Source organism: Pseudomonadota bacterium, assembly GCA_016711215.1.
GTDB lineage: Bacteria > Myxococcota_A > Polyangia.
Genome location: JADJTL010000004.1, coordinates 54,123 through 71,095, shown reverse-complemented (window position 1 = coordinate 71,095; position 16,973 = coordinate 54,123). Strand labels below are relative to the sequence as shown.

The 16,973-nt window shown below is 65.4% G+C and carries 13 protein-coding genes and 5 tRNA genes; 17 read left to right on the top strand and 1 reads right to left on the bottom strand.

Features of this window, described 5'->3' with window-relative positions:
* Window position 1 precedes the first annotated feature (1 nt).
* Window positions 2-1,192 (bottom strand): alkaline phosphatase family protein, encoded by a 1,191-nt coding sequence (locus IPL40_12305; protein ID MBK8481938.1) that lies wholly within the window; start codon window positions 1,190-1,192, stop codon window positions 2-4.
* A gap of 157 nt (window positions 1,193-1,349) precedes the next feature.
* On the opposite strand from IPL40_12305, the gene ccoS reads away from it, so the two are divergent.
* The 17 genes from ccoS (at window position 1,350) to rpmG (ending at window position 16,956) form a co-directional block, all read left to right on the top strand.
* Window positions 1,350-1,565, top strand: a complete 216-nt coding sequence (gene ccoS / locus IPL40_12300; GenBank protein ID MBK8481937.1) for a cbb3-type cytochrome oxidase assembly protein CcoS — start codon at window positions 1,350-1,352, stop codon at window positions 1,563-1,565.
* Window positions 1,562-2,302, top strand: a complete 741-nt coding sequence (locus tag IPL40_12295) for a hypothetical protein (protein MBK8481936.1) — start codon at window positions 1,562-1,564, stop codon at window positions 2,300-2,302. Before ccoS ends, IPL40_12295 begins: the two co-directional genes overlap by 4 nt.
* A gap of 335 nt (window positions 2,303-2,637) precedes the next feature.
* Window positions 2,638-2,709, top strand: a tRNA-Thr gene (locus IPL40_12290).
* Between the two features lie 34 nt (window positions 2,710-2,743).
* Window positions 2,744-2,828: transfer RNA gene (locus IPL40_12285), tRNA-Tyr, on the top strand.
* A gap of 32 nt (window positions 2,829-2,860) precedes the next feature.
* A tRNA-Gly gene (locus IPL40_12280) sits at window positions 2,861-2,936 on the top strand.
* A 122-nt stretch (window positions 2,937-3,058) separates the two neighbouring features.
* Window positions 3,059-3,131 (top strand) — tRNA-Thr (locus IPL40_12275).
* A gap of 84 nt (window positions 3,132-3,215) precedes the next feature.
* A complete protein-coding gene (gene tuf, locus IPL40_12270; GenBank protein MBK8481935.1) occupies window positions 3,216-4,421 on the top strand; it encodes an elongation factor Tu in 1,206 nt (401 codons plus the stop codon).
* A gap of 156 nt (window positions 4,422-4,577) precedes the next feature.
* Window positions 4,578-4,650, top strand: a tRNA-Trp gene (locus IPL40_12265).
* Window positions 4,651-4,698: 48 nt separating this feature from the next.
* Window positions 4,699-5,031, top strand: a complete 333-nt coding sequence (secE, locus tag IPL40_12260) for a preprotein translocase subunit SecE (protein ID MBK8481934.1) — start codon at window positions 4,699-4,701, stop codon at window positions 5,029-5,031.
* A 103-nt stretch (window positions 5,032-5,134) separates the two neighbouring features.
* A complete protein-coding gene (gene nusG / locus IPL40_12255; protein ID MBK8481933.1) occupies window positions 5,135-5,818 on the top strand; it encodes a transcription termination/antitermination protein NusG in 684 nt (227 codons plus the stop codon).
* A 42-nt stretch (window positions 5,819-5,860) separates the two neighbouring features.
* Window positions 5,861-6,265: a 50S ribosomal protein L11 gene (gene rplK / locus IPL40_12250; GenBank protein MBK8481932.1), complete on the top strand. Its 405-nt coding sequence runs from the start codon at window positions 5,861-5,863 to the stop codon at window positions 6,263-6,265.
* A gap of 58 nt (window positions 6,266-6,323) precedes the next feature.
* Window positions 6,324-7,034: a 50S ribosomal protein L1 gene (locus tag IPL40_12245; protein MBK8481931.1), complete on the top strand. Its 711-nt coding sequence runs from the start codon at window positions 6,324-6,326 to the stop codon at window positions 7,032-7,034.
* Between the two features lie 9 nt (window positions 7,035-7,043).
* The gene (locus IPL40_12240; protein MBK8481930.1) at window positions 7,044-7,595 is read left to right on the top strand and encodes a 50S ribosomal protein L10; all 552 of its coding nucleotides are present in this window, start codon (window positions 7,044-7,046) and stop codon (window positions 7,593-7,595) included.
* 170 nt (window positions 7,596-7,765) lie between these two features.
* The gene (gene rplL / locus IPL40_12235) at window positions 7,766-8,146 is read left to right on the top strand and encodes a 50S ribosomal protein L7/L12 (GenBank protein ID MBK8481929.1); all 381 of its coding nucleotides are present in this window, start codon (window positions 7,766-7,768) and stop codon (window positions 8,144-8,146) included.
* Between the two features lie 154 nt (window positions 8,147-8,300).
* Window positions 8,301-12,494 (top strand): DNA-directed RNA polymerase subunit beta, encoded by a 4,194-nt coding sequence (rpoB, locus tag IPL40_12230; GenBank protein ID MBK8481928.1) that lies wholly within the window; start codon window positions 8,301-8,303, stop codon window positions 12,492-12,494.
* 49 nt (window positions 12,495-12,543) lie between these two features.
* Window positions 12,544-16,764 carry a DNA-directed RNA polymerase subunit beta' gene (gene rpoC, locus IPL40_12225; GenBank protein ID MBK8481927.1) on the top strand — a complete coding sequence of 1,407 codons (4,221 nt, stop codon included), beginning with the start codon at window positions 12,544-12,546 and terminating at the stop codon, window positions 16,762-16,764.
* Between the two features lie 18 nt (window positions 16,765-16,782).
* Window positions 16,783-16,956: a 50S ribosomal protein L33 gene (gene rpmG, locus IPL40_12220; protein MBK8481926.1), complete on the top strand. Its 174-nt coding sequence runs from the start codon at window positions 16,783-16,785 to the stop codon at window positions 16,954-16,956.
* Window positions 16,957-16,973 lie beyond the last annotated feature (17 nt).

Genomic DNA, 16,973 nt, shown 5'->3' with positions numbered 1-16,973 from the left:
CTCAGGGACCAGCGACCAGCAGCGGGACGAACATCTCGTCGGTGCTGGCGCCGCCATGCACGCCGATTGGATCGTAGGGCCTCTCGCCCAACACCCTGTCGCGCAGTGTGTAGTGGTCCTTGAGCAGCAGCACGTAGTCGCCGATGCGGTCGCCGAGCGCGGGCGCTGGCGGCCCCAGCCCGAAGAAGCCACGGCGTACCAACTCGGCGCTGGGAATCAGCTCGCAGACCGCAGAGAGCTGCGTCTGCACGTAGTGCTCGAAGGCGCGCGCGCGGTCGGGGCGCACATAGCAGTAGGCGGCTCGCGGCTCGCCGCAGAGCGGCAGCACCAGCGCCTCGTGGAGGGCGGGATGGTCCGCGAGCTGTACGGTCTCGGCCGGGCTGGTGTCGATAAACCCGTGATCAGCGATGGCGACGACCATCGTGCCGCTCCCGCGCAGCCGCTCCTGGAGCTGGGCGAAGGTGCTCTCGATCGCGCGGAACTGCTCGAGCGCCTCGGCGCTGGCGTTGCCGTATTTATGCGAGAGCGCGTCAAACTCCGGCCAGTAGACGTAGATGAAGCAACGATCGGCTCCGGAGGCGCCGATCAGGTTCGAGACCGTCTGGCAGCAGCCGCCCATGCCCTGGTAGCCGACGCGTTGCGCGCCGCGCGCCGCCGCCCGGCTGAAGGACGAGTCGACGATCGCCTGCGGCACGAGGAAATAGCTGCTCACAGCCAGCCGCGGAAAGAGCGAGGGCGCAGCGATCAGCCCCTCTGCCGAGACCCCGCTTTTATCGAAGGGCACGTCGCTCCAGCGCGGCCTGAAGGGCAAGATCGCGGCCACGGTGCCGAGCTCGCGCAGGTACATGAACCAGCCAGTGACCGCATGCTGCTGCGGCGCGGTCGCCGTGACGAGGGTGGTAATGGTCGCCGCCGTCGTCGACGGAAAGACCGTCGTCAGCTCTCCTCGCAAATGGGCGGCCAGCGGCCCTTGCGCGCCGTGCTGCGCCAGGTAATGCGAGCCGAGCCCATCAAGCACGATCAGCACCACGTGCCGAGCGGCCGCAACCTCGGCGACGGGCAAGAGGGGGGTCGGTACGTAGGGCTCGACCGCGGTGCCGCCGCGACCGAGGACCAGCGACTGCATCAGGTTGACCAGGCCACCGCCCAAGTAGTCGGGTTGCTGCGGAAAGTGGGACGCCGCCTGAGCCATGGCCCCCATCATTCCACAGGGTGCTCGCATTTCACAGGGCGTCGCTTTTCGCCCGCCCGTGCCGTGCTCGATGGCCGGGCCGCCGCAGGCGCTCTGCGCGCCCCAGTTGATGCGAGCAGTTGCGCGGGTTGCCGGTCCGATGCCAAATGTCTGGCCGATGAGCGTGCTCTATCTGCTGCTGCCGCTGGCGCTGCTGCTCGTTGCGAGCGCGGTAGTGGTCTTCGTCGTGGCCGTGCGCCGGGGCCAGTTCGACGATCTGGAAACGCCACCGCGGCGCATCTTGATCGACGATGAGTTGATCGACGATGAGCCGCGGCCGATCGCCCCGCCACCAGCGGTCTCCCGTGCCACCACCGACGAGGGTGCGCGATGACCACCCGCGGGTCGCCCTTGCCGCGTTGCCGGCCCTTCCTCTGCGCTGCTGCGAGCGTGGCGCTGCTCGCCCTGTTGGTCCTGTTGGCCCTCTTCGTCCGACCGCTGCCAGCGCGCGCCGACGACCAGGCCGCGCAGACGATTTATCGGTACAAGAACCGCGCCGGGAGGAGCGTCTACGTCAACGGGCTCGAGCGGGTCCCGCCCGCGCGACGTCAGCGCGCGCGCGTCGTCGATCTCTCTCGCGTCTCGCTGAACGAGGCCCTGGGCACGGAGCTCCAAGCTGCCGCGAGCCAGCAGGTCGCCGCGCTGCTCGGCTCGGGTTACTGCACGGGCGCGCGGAGGGGCGCAGCCCGGGGCTGGTGGGGCACCCTTTGGCATGACCATGGTCATCTCGTGCTCGTCGGGGGCGCGCTGGCGCTGCTGCTGCTGGCCAGCCCCTGGCTCCTGCGCACCATCGGCGGCCCGCAATGGAGCAAGGTCTTGCTGGTGGCCTTGCCCGCGCTCGCCGTCTTGGCGCTGATCAGCAGCGCTGCCGTCAAGGCGAATCGCACCCTCGGCGAGCTCCGCGGCGCGGCCGACGCCTGTCGCCCCGAGCGCTACAGCGCCGCGCAGGACCGCGACCCGGCCGCTCGGGCCCATCGGGTGCATCGGATCTTTGAGCTCGAGCAGCGCGTCCGAGCCGCGGGTGGCGAGCGGAGCGCGACGCTCGACGCGATCCTCTCGGGCGCACCCTGACCGTGCCCGCACCCGCCGGCTGACCCCTTCCCTGGGGGCGCTGCTGGGGGCGTCGCTGGGGGCGGCCTTGACCCGAGGCGCCCGCCGCGGCTACCCTGCGCGCCGCATTGGATGGGTTTGTGCGGCCTACCGCCGCGGGTTGGATCCCGCCGTGCATGCTTTTGATCTTGATCGGGCGAGCGTCTTGTGGCACACCCTCGGCGCTTCGGGCGCTTGTGCGCTCGGCGGGGGCGGTGCCCTGCGTTCGGCCATTTTGTCTGCGGTGGCGCGCGCGCGACCCGCTGACATCAGGCGCAGGCGCGGGGCTGAGGAAAACGGGATCCGCGGCACGCTATGCTGGCGTAGCTCAATGGCAGAGCAGCTGCCTTGTAAGCAGCAGGTTGCGGGTTCGATTCCCATCGCCAGCTCTCCGCAGAGGGTTCGTAGCCTCTCGAAGCGCGAGGAGGGGTTCCCGAGCGGCCAAAGGGGGCAGACTGTAAATCTGCTGTCAACGACTTCGAAGGTTCGAATCCTTCCCCCTCCACCAGACGGAGTGATCAAGCCAATCGCATTGCTCAGGCGGGAATAGCTCAGTTGGTAGAGCATCAGCCTTCCAAGCTGAGGGTCGCGAGTTCGAGCCTCGTTTCCCGCTCCAAGGTGCCGTGTCCGCAGAGACGGCGGCAGGCAGGAACGCCTGCAAGATTCTGCAAGATTTGGTCGTCTGCAGTGCGGAGCACTGCAGACGGTTTGAACGGGGTGTTTTGCAAGACTGTCTGTGCCCACGTAGCTCAGGTGGCAGAGCACTTCCTTGGTAAGGAAGAGGTCACCGGTTCAAATCCGGTCGTGGGCTCACCCTCTACCGGTCGCCTGGCGCCCAGCGCCGGCCACGAGAGATGCCCGTAGTGACGCGAGCAGCTAGAAAGGACCGTTAGCGATGGCGAAGGAAAAATTCGTCCGAGACAAGCCGCACGTCAACGTGGGCACGATCGGGCACATCGACCACGGGAAGACGACGCTGACCGCAGCGATCACGAAGGCGCTGGCGCTGAAGGGCGGGGCGAGCTTTATCGCCTTCGACCAGATCGACAAGGCGCCGGAGGAGCGCGAGCGCGGGATCACGATCGCGACGGCGCACGTGGAGTACCGGACGGACAAGCGGCACTACGCGCACGTCGACTGCCCGGGCCACGCTGACTACATCAAGAACATGATCACCGGAGCAGCGCAGATGGATGGCGCGATCCTGGTGGTCAGCGCACCGGACGGGCCGATGCCGCAGACGCGCGAGCACGTGCTGCTGGCGCGGCAGGTGGAAGTGCCGGCGCTGGTGGTGTTCTTGAACAAAGTGGACATGATGGCCGCGGAGGACGCGGAGCTGCTGGACCTGGTGGAGCTCGAGCTGCGGGAGCTGATGTCGAAGTACGAGTTCCCGGGCGACGACATCCCGATCGTACGCGGGTCGGCGTTGAAGGCGCTGGAGTCCGAGAGCAAGGATGTCAAGGCGCCGGAGTATCAGTGCATCTATGAGCTGATGGCGGCCGTGGATAGCTACATTCCGGAGCCGAAGCGAGAGATCGACCTGCCCTTCCTGATGTCGATCGAGGACGTGTTCACGATCTCGGGGCGCGGCACGGTGGTCACGGGGCGCATCGACCGCGGCATCCTCAAGGTCGGAGAAGAGGTCGAGCTGGTCGGCATCCGCGACACGCGCAAGACGGTCTGCACCGGCGTGGAGATGTTCCGCAAGCTGCTGGACGAGGGTCGCGCGGGCGATAACGTCGGCGCGCTGCTGCGGGGGATCAAGCGCGAAGAGGTGGAGCGCGGGATGGTGCTCGCGGCGCCGAAGTCGATTCTGCCGCATAAGAAGTTCCGCGCTGAGGTCTACGTGCTGAAGAAGGAAGAGGGCGGCCGTCACACGCCCTTCTTCAAGGGGTACCGCCCGCAGTTCTACTTCCGCACGACGGACGTGACCGGCGAGGTCTTGCTGCCCGAGGGTACCGAGATGGTGATGCCGGGTGACAACATCAACCTGGTGATCGAGTTGCTGGCGCCGATCGCCTGCGAGAAGGGCCTGCACTTCGCGATTCGCGAAGGCGGCCGCACCGTCGGTGCCGGTGTCGTCACCGAGATTATCGAGTAGCGGAGCAGCACGAGCTCGCGCGGACCAGAGCCCACGAGGAGGGGACCACGCGAGGAAGCGGCTACGCGAGCGTGAACAGGCCCGCGTGCCGGTCGGTCCGACGCTGAGACCCGGTCTTGGCGCCGCGGGGGGTCCCGGGTGGACCCCCCATAATCTAGGGCAGTAGCTCTAATGGTAGAGCAGCGGACTCCAAATCCGCGTGTTGGGGGTTCGAGTCCCTCCTGCCCTGCCGGTGACGTGAGCGAGGATCAGGATGGGAAGCTCGAAGTGGGTACACATGATCTTCCTCGTCGGTGGGCTGCTGCTGGCCTTTGTGCTGGCGCAGACGATCGACTGGATCTGGGGGCTCTTCGCTCGGCCGGTCGATATTGTCGTCATCTTGGGCGGCGGCCTGATTGCTGGTGCAATCACCGTTCACCAGTGGCGCAAGGCGGAGACCTTTGAGCGCGCCAACGAAGTTGTGGGTGAGCTCTCGAAGGTGACCTGGCCGACCGGGAAGGAGACCAAGGCGGCGACGCTGGTGGTGCTCGTGACCGCGGTGGTGGCGTCCCTGGTGCTCAGCCTTTTCGATGTGATTTGGTCTTGGGCGACGGCACTCATCTACACCTGAGGGCCGATCTACACCTGAGGCTCAGCTAGCGGCAGCCGACTGCAGGCTCCAGCAAGGCGAAGCAGAACGAATCATGGTATCCGACGCATCCGAAGAGACGCCGATGGCCGCCGCAGCGGTGGACGGAGAGCAAGTAGCTGGTGAGCCGGCAGTGGGCGGCGAGCCGGTGGCTGGCGGCGAGCCGGTGGCTGGCGGCGAGCCGGTGGCTGGCGAAGCGCCAGACGGCGGCGAAGTGGCGGCCGCCGCACCGGCTGTGCCGTCACGGCACAAGTGGTACGCCGTACACACTTACTCGGGCCACGAGAACAAGGCCCGATTGTCGTTGCTCGATCGTATTCGCAACGCCGAAATGCAGGAGCGCTTTGGTGAGGTGCTGATCCCCACCGAGTCGGTGGTCGAGATGGTCCGTGGCCAGCGCCGCACGATGACCCGAAAGTTTTATCCGGGCTATATGTTCGTGCAGATGGAGATGGACGAGGGCGCGTTCCATCTGGTCAAGAACACGCCGAAGATCACGGGTTTCCTGGGCGGTAACAAGCCCGTCCCGGTCAAGGACGAAGAGATCGCCGGTATCAATCGGCAGATCACAGAGGGGGCGACCAAGCCGAAGCCCCGCATCACCTTCGACGAGGGCGAGAACATCCGAGTGACCGAGGGACCCTTTGCCAACTTCACGGGAATCGTCGAAGAGGTTCGGCCCGAGAAGCAGAAGATCAGGGTCCTCGTGAGCATCTTCGGCCGTGCGACGCCGGTTGAGGTCGATTTCGGGCAGGTCGAGAAGGCCTAGGCCTAGGGCAAAAGGGAGCGGCAGGTGAAAAAAATTACCGGCATGGTGAAGCTGCAGATCCCGGGCGGGATGGCCAATCCTTCGCCACCCGTGGGTCCGGCGCTCGGGCAGCACGGCGTAAACATCATGGAGTTCTGCAAGGCCTTCAACGCGGCCACGCAGGGCGACAAGGGCACGGTGACGCCGGTCGTCATCACGATCTTCTCGGACCGCTCGTTCACCTTCATCACCAAGACCCCGCCGGCGGCCGTCATGCTGCTGAAGGCGGCAGGGGTGGAAAAGGGCTCGGGGGAGCCGAACAAGAACAAGATCGGCAAGGTGTCGATGGCGCAGGTGCGCGACATCGCCAGGACGAAGTTGCCCGATCTGAACACTCAGGATGTGGACCAGGCCGCGCGCACCATCGCCGGCACGGCACGTTCGATGGGCCTGGACGTGATCGACTAGCAGCCAGGTGATCGACTAGCGGCCAGCTTTTGGGGCCGAGGTTAGCAGGGAGCAGGCGATGGCGAAGAGATCGAAGAAATATCGCGAGGCGGCGGCCAAGGTGGACCGCCAGCGCCGTTATTCACTGCAGGACGCCTGTGCCCTGGTGCCGGGTCTCGCCTGCGCGAAGTATGACGAGTCCGTGGACGTTGCCGTCCGGCTCGGCGTCAACCCGAAGTATGCCGACCAGATGGTGCGCGGCGCTGTGGTGATGCCGCACGGCACGGGCAAGGCGCTCCGCATCGCCGTCTTCGCCAAGGGCGATAAGGCGAATGAAGCGCGTGAGGCCGGCGCCGACGTGGTCGGAGCCGAGGATCTCGCCGAGCGGATTCAAGGCGGCTTCTTCGACTTCGACGCCGCGGTGGCCACGCCCGACATGATGGGCGTCGTCGGCCGACTCGGCCGCGTGCTGGGACCGCGCGGGCTGATGCCCAACCCGAAGGTTGGCACGGTCACCTTCGATGTGGCGAAGGTCGTACGCGAGCTCAAGGCCGGTCGCGTCGAGTTCCGCGTGGAGAAGGCCGGGATCGTGCATGCGCCGGTCGGCAGAGCGTCCTTCGCCGCGGAGAAGCTCTCGGCGAATGTCCTGGCGGTGATGGAATTGCTCGTAAAGCTGAAGCCGGCGTCGGCGAAGGGGACCTACGTCAAGAGCATCGCGCTTTCGACGACCAAGGGACCTTCCGTGCGCCTCGATCCGGCCGAGGTCGTCGGTCAGGTCACGAAGGCGTAGGGGGAGAGCGTGAACACCGAACAAAAGGCCGCCGAGGTGGCCGATCTTCAGCAAGCGCTGGCGCAGGCCCAGTCGCTGGTGATGGCCGACTTCCGCGGGCTCAACGCCCAGCAGACCGGCGACCTGCGACGTGCTCTGCGCGGCGCGGATTGCCACTATCGAGTGGTCAAGAACACGCTGGTGAAGCGCGCCATCGGCAACACGCCGATGGACGTCGTGGGACCCTTGCTGGCTGGCCCGACCGCCATCGCCTTCTCCTATCTCGACCCCGTGGCTCCGGCCAAGGTGATCGCGAAGTTCGAGGGCGACCTGCCGAAGCTGACCATCAAGGGTGGCTACGTCGACGGGAAGCTCCTCGACCCCGCGGGGGTCAAGCAGCTCTCGGAGATGAAGGGCAAGGACCAACTGCGTGGCGAGCTCCTCGCGACGCTGCTTGCCCCAGCGCAGCAGTTCGTGCGCCTACTGGCGGCCGCGCCGCTCAACCTGCTCTACGCGTTTCAGGCACGGGAGCGCAAGCTCACCAGTGGCGAGACCGAGGGCAAGAGCGAAGGCGAGGGCTGAGCGACGACGAGTGTCCGCGAATCCGCGCTCGCACGCCGGAGCAACGATTCGCTCGAGAAATGATCAAGCAGTCGCACTCGATCGCACGCGAGCGACTGTTTCCACGACGTCCCGCTTAGACGCGGGCGACACGCCGCAAGGGAAAGATAGGGGAGAGGACCATGACCGAGATCAGCAAAGAGCAGGTTATCGACTACCTGAGCAACCTATCCGTGATGGATATCGCCGCGCTCACGAAGGACCTCGAGGAGAAGTGGGGCGTCTCCGCGGCGCCCGTGGCCATCGCCGGCGCAGCGGCTGGCGCGGGACCAGCGGCCGCCGTGGCGGCGGAGCCCACCGAGTTCAACGTGATTCTCACCGGCTGCGGAGCCAACAAGATCCAGGTGATCAAGGCCGTCCGCGAGCTGACGAGCCTCGGCCTCAAGGAGGCCAAGGATCTGGTCGAGGGCGTGCCGAAGGCCGTCAAGGAAGCGGTCGCCAAGGCCGAGGCCGAGGAGATCGCCAAGAAGCTGACGGACGCTGGCGGGACCGCCGAAATCAAGCCGGCTTGAGCGAGAGCGCGCAGCAACGGGCCGCGGGCGAAGCATCAGGCTTCGCGCCGCGCGTCCGTGTTTTTTGTGCTGATAGTTGGACCGACGCCCCCGATCGACGATCGGGCGCGCTTGACGCCTTCGCGCGAGGAGCAGCGGCGCTCCGAGGGGATCCATGGGAAGCGTGATTCAGAACAACTTCCGCGTCCGCAAGAACTACGGTCGGATCGCGAAAATCGTCGATATCCCGAACCTTATCGACATCCAGAAGCGCTCCTACCAGAAGTTCCTGCAGGTCGACGTGGCCCCCGAGGAGCGCGAGGAAATCGGCCTCCAGGGCGTGTTCCGCAGCGTCTTTCCGATCAAGGACTTCTCCGAGACGGCTTCGCTGGACTTCGTCAAGTATCACCTCGAGCGTCCGAAGTACGACGTCGACGAGTGCCGTCAGCGCGGGATGACCTTTGCCGCGCCGATCAAGGTCACCGTGCAGCTCGTGCTCCGCGACGTCAATGAGGAGACCGGCGAGCATTCGGTCCGCGACGTCAAGGAGCAGGAGGTCTACTTCGGCGAGATCCCGCTGATGACGGAGCACGGCACCTTCATCATCAACGGGACGGAGCGCGTCGTCGTCAGCCAGCTCCACCGCAGCCCGGGCGTCTTCTTCGACCATGACAAGGGTCGGACCCATGCGACGGGCAAGCTGCTCTACAGCGCGCGGGTCATCCCCTACCGCGGGAGCTGGCTCGACCTCGAGTTCGACGCCAAGGATCTCCTTTATGTACGCATCGATCGCCGGCGCAAGCTGCATGCGACGGTACTGTTGCGCGCCCTCGGCTATTCCACCGAGGAGCTGCTCAACATGTACTACGACACCGAGACGATCCACCTCGAGCAGGGCAAGAAGTACTCGAAGAGCATCGAGTTCGACATCCTCCCTGGCCAGCGGGCGACGCGCGACATCCGGCATCCAGAGACGCGCGAGATCATCGTTCGCAAGAACCGCAAGTTCACCAAGGCCGCCATCCGCAAGCTCAAGGAGTCCGGGATGGACCGGCTCTCGATGGCGGTGGAGGAGCTGATCGGCAAGGTCGCGGCGCACGACATCGTTGACCCCGAGACGGGCGAGGTACTGCTGCAGTGCAACGAGGAGGTCAGCGAAGAGGTCCTCGATCGCCTGCGCGATCAGAAGATCCGCGAGCTCAAGGTGCTCTTCATCGATAACCTCAACGTCGGGAGCTATCTGCGGGACACGCTAATCGCCGATAAGCTGAACACGCCCGACGAGGCGATCATGGAGATCTACCGGCGGCTGCGGCCCGGCGATCCACCGACGGTCGAGACGGCGCGCAACCTGTTTCAGAACCTCTTCTTCAACGCGGATCGCTACGATCTCTCGAAGGTCGGGCGGCTCAAGCTGAACTACAAGTTCAAGAGCGAGGAGCCCCTCGACAACTGCGTGCTGACCAAGCGCGACATCACCGAGACGCTCCGCTACCTGGTCGAGCTGAAGAACGGTCGCGGAACGATCGACGACATCGACCATCTCGGCAACCGCCGCGTGCGTGCGGTCGGCGAGCTGATGGAGAACCAGTATCGTATCGGTCTCGTGCGTATGGAGCGCGCCATCCGGGAGCGGATGAGCATGTCGCAAGAGATCGAGTATCTGATGCCGCATGACCTGATCAACGCCAAGCCGGTCAGCGCGGTGGTCAAGGAGTATTTCGGATCGAGTCAGCTCTCGCAGTTCATGGACCAGAACAACCCGCTCTCCGAGGTGACGCATAAGCGCCGCTTGTCGGCGCTCGGACCGGGCGGCTTGACGCGAGAGCGGGCGGGCTTCGAGGTGCGCGACGTGCATCCGACGCACTACGGTCGGGTCTGTCCGATCGAGACGCCGGAGGGGCCGAACATCGGCCTGATCGCCTCGCTCTCGACCTATGCCCGCGTCAACGAGTACGGCTTCATCGAGACGCCCTACCGTAAGGCGGTCGGCGGTCGCGTCGAGGCCGAGGTCAGCTTCTTCTCCGCGCTGGAGGAGGAGGGCCATTACATCGCTCAGGCGAACGCCCAGCTCGAAGGCAATCGCTTCATTACCGACCTCGTGAGCTGCCGGCACGACAGCGACTTCGTGATGGTGCGCCCCGAGGACGTCACGCTGATGGACGTTTCGCCCAATCAGCTGGTGTCAGTGGCGGCGTCGCTGATCCCCTTCCTCGAGAACGACGACGCGAACCGCGCGTTGATGGGCTCGAACATGCAGCGGCAGGCCGTGCCGTTGATCCGCTCGCGTTCGCCGCTGGTGGGCACCGGGATGGAGGGCATCGTCGCTCGGGATTCCGGCGTGACGGTGGTGGCGCGTCGCGACGGCGTCGTGGCGTCGGTCGATGCTGCTCGAATCGTGGTGCGGCCGATGGTCACCGAGGGGAGCGATCCGCTCGCTGCCAAGCCAGACATCTACAGTCTGACGAAGTTCCAACGCAGCAACCAGAACACCTGCATGAACCAGAAGCCGATCGTCCGTAAGGGTGACGTCGTGCGGACGCAGGACGTGCTGGCGGATGGTCCGGCGACCGAGTCGGGCGAGCTGGCCCTCGGGCAGAACGTGCTCGTCGCCTTCATGCCCTGGGGTGGCTACAACTTCGAGGATTCGATCCTCGTCAGCGAGCGGCTGGTCAAGGAAGACGTCTTTACCTCGATTCACATCGAGGAGTTCGAGTGCATCGCCCGCGATACGAAGCTGGGCAAAGAGGAGATCACGCGCGACATCCCGAACATCGGCGAGGAGGCGCTGGCCGATCTCGACGAGAGCGGGATTGTGCGCATCGGCGCCGAGGTTCAGCCCGGTGACGTGTTGGTGGGGAAGATCACGCCCAAGGGCGAGACGCAGCTCTCGCCGGAAGAGAAGCTGCTGCGCGCGATCTTCGGCGAGAAGGCTGGAGACGTCCGTGACAGCTCGCTGAAGGTCCCTCCCGGTGTGCAGGGGATCGTGATTAACGCGCGCGTCTTCGCCCGCAAGGGGACGGAGATGGACGATCGCTCGCGCGATATTCTCGACCAAGAGAAGGAGAAGCTGCTGGCCGACCAGCGTGATGAGATCAAGATCATCAGCGACTCCTACTATCAGCGCATGGCTGGTCTCCTCAGCGGTCGCAGCACCGCGGCTCGGGTCGTCGACGATCGCGGGAAAGTGCTGCTGCAGCGTGGCGCGGCGCTCGACGAGCAGGTGCTCGCCGAGGTCCCGCGCAAGTACTGGGCGACGATTCCCGTCGCCGAGGCGGGCGAGGTCGAGGAGCAGCTCGAGCGCCTGGCCGCGCAACGCGAGGCGGACGTCGCGGCGATTGAGACGCTCTACAACGAGAAGATCGCCAAGCTGACGAAGGGCGACGAGCTGCCGCCCGGCGTGATCAAGATGGTCAAGGTCTACGTCGCGATCAAGCGCAAGATGGCGGTCGGCGACAAGATGGCCGGCCGGCACGGTAACAAGGGGGTGATCAGCCGGATCATGCCCGAGGAGGATATGCCCTACCTGCCCGACGGCACCCCGGTAGACATCGTCCTCAATCCGCTCGGCGTGCCCTCGCGCATGAACGTCGGACAGATCCTCGAGACCCATCTGGGCTGGGCGGCGCGCGAGCTCGGGCAACAAATCGACCGCTATCTGCGGAGCGAGTGGAGCCCGGCGGTGCTACGTGAAAAGCTCCGCAAGCTCTATACGACTGAGCAGGCGCATCAGTTCATCGGTTCGCTCGCCGATGAGGACGTCGGGCGCTTCGCCGCCAAGGTGCGCAACGGGATCTTCGTCGCCACGCCCGTCTTCGACGGCCCGCGTGAGGCTGAGATCAAGGAGGCGCTGTCGATGGCGGGCCTGCCACGGAGCGGGCAAGCCGTGCTCTTCGACGGGCTGACGGGAGTGCCCTTCGACCACGACGTGACGGTCGGCGTGATGTACATGCTCAAGCTGCACCATCTCGTCGACGACAAGATCCACGCCCGGTCGATCGGACCCTACTCGCTAGTGACGCAGCAACCGCTCGGCGGAAAGGCTCAGTTCGGCGGCCAGCGCTTGGGCGAAATGGAGGTCTGGGCGCTCGAGGCCTACGGCGCGGCGCATGGGCTGCAGGAGTTCCTGACGGTCAAGAGCGACGACGTTGTCGGTCGGACGCGAATGTACGAGAGCATCGTCAAGGGTGAGCACGTGCTCGAGGCGGGGCTGCCCGAGTCCTTCAACGTCCTGCTCAAGGAGTTGCAGAGCCTCTGCCTGAACGTCGAGCTGATCGAAGAGGACGGAACCGTTCGTGAGCCGACGGCCGAGCCCTCGGTCGTCCCGTCGCCCGGTTCGGCGCCGCGTCTCAGCCTGCCTGGCTTCTGATCACGTTGGATGACGGTGGGCCTGTGCCGCCGCTGCAAGGGAGTTGTCCGTGAAAGGCATTTTCGACTTTTTCGACAAGCCGCGCGACCCGCTGAGCTTCGCCGCGATCCGGATCTCGTTGGCGAGCCCGGACAAGATCCGCGAGTGGTCGCACGGCGAGGTCAAGAAGCCCGAGACGATTAACTATCGGACCTTCAAGCCCGAGCGCGATGGTTTGTTCTGCGCCAAGATCTTCGGACCGGTGAAGGACTACGAGTGTCTTTGCGGCAAGTACAAGCGGATGAAGCACCGCGGTGTCGTCTGCGAGAAGTGCGGCGTCGAGGTCATCCAGTCGAAGGTCAGGCGCGAGCGGCTCGGGCACATCAATTTGGCCACGCCGGTGGCGCATATCTGGTTCCTCAAGAGCCTTCCCTCGCGCATCGGTAATGTGCTCGACATCGCTCTCAAAGACCTCGAGAAGGTGCTCTACTGCGAGGCCTACATCGTCATCGATCCGAAGGACAGCGGGCTCGCGCGCTGTGAGCTGCTGAGCGAGGATCGCCTCTCGCAGCTGACCGAGGAACTCGGTGCCGACGCCTTCTCCGCCGGTATGGGGGCAGAGGCGATCCGCGCGCTCTTGGCGGGGCTGGACGTCGTGGGCCTCGCTGACGAGCTGCGGATCGAGATGCGCGACACGAGCTCCGAGGCGAAGCGCAAGAAGATCGCGAAGCGCCTCAAGGTCCTCGAGGCCTTCCGCGCCTCGGGCAACCGGCCCGAGTGGATGATGCTCGAGGTCGTGCCCGTCATCCCTCCGGACCTCCGACCCTTGGTGCCGCTCGACGGCGGTCGCTTCGCCAGCTCCGACCTGAATGACCTCTATCGCCGGGTGATCAACCGCAACAACCGACTCAAGCGGCTGCAGGAGCTCAACGCCCCGGAGATCATCATTCGCAACGAGAAGCGGATGCTGCAGGAGGCGGTCGACGCGCTCTTCGACAACGGGCGGCGTGGCAAGACGATTACCGGTCCGAACAAGCGTCCGCTCAAGTCGCTCTCCGACATGCTCAAGGGCAAGCAGGGGCGCTTCCGGCAGAACCTGCTCGGCAAGCGGGTGGACTACTCGGGACGCTCCGTGATCGTCGTTGGTCCGGAGCTGCGGCTGCATCAATGCGGGCTGCCGAAGAAGATGGCGCTCGAGCTCTTCAAGCCCTTCATCTACAACAAGCTCGAGGAGCGCGGCCTGGTCACGACGATCAAGTCCGCCAAGAAGCTGGTGGAGAAGGAGCGCCCCGAGGTCTGGGACATCCTCGAAGAGGTGATCAAAGAGCACCCGATTCTCCTCAACCGCGCACCGACCCTGCACCGACTGGGGATTCAGGCCTTCGAGCCCGTGCTGATCGAGGGCAAGGCGATTCAGCTCCATCCGCTCGTCTGCGCCGCCTACAACGCAGACTTCGACGGCGACCAGATGGCGGTCCACGTGCCGCTCTCGATGGAAGCGCAGATGGAAGCGCGCGTGCTGATGATGTCGACGAACAACATCCTCAGCCCCGCTCACGGCAAGCCGATCATCCTGCCCTCGCAGGATATCGTTCTCGGCCTCTATTACATGACGCGCGAGCGCGCCTTCGCGCGCGGGGCGTTGGGCAATGAGGGCGAGGATCCCAGTAAGGACACGACGCTGGCGGGGGTCTATGCCTCCAGCGACGAGGTCCGGATGGCCTTCGACCACGGCCAGGTCGACCTGCACGCGGCGATCAAGGTGCGGGTGGGCGGCAAGCTCGAGCGTACGACCGTCGGGCGCGTCCTGCTCTTCGAGATCGTCCCCTCGGAGCTTCCCTTCCGCCTCGTCAACCGCGTGATGGGCAAGAAGCAGCTGACCGAGCTGATCGACGCCGCGGTGCGAAAGTGCGGCGAGAAGAAGACCGTGCTGCTGGCCGACAAGCTGCGGACGCTCGGCTACCACTACGCCACGCGCGCCGGAGTCAGCATCTCGATCGATGACATGGTGATTCCGCAGGCCAAGGTGCGGCTCTTGAGCACGGCCGGCGACGAGGTGCGGGAGATCGAGGAGCAGTATACGGAGGGGTTGATCACCGACGGCGAGCGCTACAACAAGGTGGTCGACATCTGGGCGCAGGTCTCCGAGGCTGTAGCCGGCGAAATGATGAAGGAGATCGGCACGGAGACGCTGCACGACGAGCGCACTCAGACCGAGCGCACGATGCCGAGCTTCAACCCGATCTTCATCATGGCCGACTCGGGAGCACGCGGTTCGGCCCAGCAGATCCGCCAGCTCGCCGGGATGCGCGGGCTGATGGCCAAGCCCTCCGGTGAGATCATCGAGACGCCGATCACGACCAACTTCCGCGAGGGTCTGTCGGTGTTGCAGTACTTCATTTCGACGCACGGCGCTCGCAAGGGGCTGGCGGATACGGCGTTGAAGACAGCGAACTCCGGTTATCTCACGCGCCGCCTGGTCGACGTCGCGCAGGATTCGGTGATCACCGAGTTCGACTGCGGCACGCTCGATGGACTCGAGATCACGGCGCTGGTCGAGGGCGGGGAGGTCATCGAGCGGCTGGGCGACCGGATCCTCGGCCGCGTTTCGCTCGACGACGTGGTCGATCCGATCACCGAGGATGTGCTGGTCCCCGGGACGACGGAGATCGACGAAGACAAGGTGCGCGTGATCGAGGACTCGGGCATCGACCGGATCACGATCCGCTCGGTGTTGACCTGCCAGAGTCGGCGCGGCGTGTGCTCGAAGTGCTATGGGCGCGACCTGGCCCGTGGTTACGAGGTGAACATCGGCGAGGCGATCGGCATCATTGCCGCACAGAGCATCGGCGAGCCGGGTACGCAGCTGACGATGCGCACCTTCCACATCGGCGGCGTCGGTCAGGTGCGGCACGAGGAGTCGACCCTCGAGTGTCGGACGGAGGGCACGGTTCGGCTGGAGAACTGCACGACGGTGCCCTTCCGCGCCGGCGAGCGCGACGTGCTCGTGGTGATGAACCGGCACGCGGAGGTCGTCGTCCAGGACGACTCCGGCCGTGAGCGCGAGCGCTACGCGCTGGTCTACGGGGCGCACCTGCCGGTGCGGGACGGTCAGCGCGTGAAGCCCGGGGCGATTCTGACGGAGTGGGACCCCTTCGCGATGCCGATCGTGACGGAGGTCAGCGGGGTGATCGAGTTCCAGGACGTGATCGAGGGCGTCAGCATGACCGAGTCACTCGACGAGGTCACCGCGCTCTCGCGCAAGGTCATTCGCGAGAACAAAGATCCCGACATCCGTCCGACGATCGCGATCGTCGACCGCGAGGGTGGCGATCCGGTGGCATTGCCAGGGGGCAATGGAGTGGCGCGCTATCATCTGCCCGTCGGCGCCAACATCTTCGTCAATGAAGGTGATGTCGTCGTCGCCGGTGACGTGGTAGCGAAGATTCCGCGCGAGACGACGAAGACGAAGGACATCACGGGTGGTCTGCCCCGCGTCGCTGAGCTCTTCGAGGCGCGCAAGCCGAAGGATCATGCGGTCATCAGCGAGATCGACGGCATCGTCGGTTTTGGCAAGGATAGCAAGGGGAAGCGCAAGGTCGTGATCACGCCGGACGTCGGCGACGTCTCGGAGTATCTGATCTCGAAGAATAAGCATCTGGCGGTGCGCGAGGGTGATCGCGTGCGGGCCGGTGAGCCGCTGATGGATGGGGCGGCCAACCCGCACGACATCCTGCGGGTGCGGGGCGAGAAGGCCCTGGCGAAGTACCTGGTCGACGAGATTCAAGAGGTCTACCGACTGCAGGGCGTCAAGATCAACGATAAGCACATCGAGGTCATCGTTCGGCAGATGCTGCGGCGCGTGCGCGTGACCCAGGTCGGAGACACACGTTTCCTCGTTGACGAGCAGGTCGAGAAGTGGCAGTTCGACGACGAGAACAAGCGCGTGTTGGCGGAGAGCGGGCGACCGGCGACCGGCGAGCCGCTCCTTCTGGGAATCACGAAGGCTTCGCTCTCGACCGAGAGCTTCATCAGCGCGTCGTCATTCCAGGAGACGACCAAGGTGCTGACGGAGGCCGCGGTGGCGGGCAAGGTCGACTACCTTCGCGGTCTGAAGGAGAACGTGATTATGGGTCGGTTGATTCCGGCCGGCACGGGTCTCGGGGCGTACCGGCGCCTTACCGTCGACGTTGACGCGCCTGAGGACGACGAGGTCCCGCTGGCGCTGGCAGCGAGCGTCGTGGCGGCGGTCAGTGCGCCACCGGCACCAGCAGCGGTTGTCGCGGAATAAGCAGCGGAGGGCGGGGAGATGGCAGCCAAGAGCAAGCAGCGTGAGAAGGTTCGCCTGGTCTCGGAGGCCGAGACTGGCTACTTCTACACGACGACGAAGAACAAGCGCACGACGCCAGACAAGCTGCGTTTCAAGAAGTACGACCCGGTCGCACGGAAGCACGTCTGGTTCAAGGAAGCGAAGATCAAGTAGCGAGGGTGCTCGTGGCC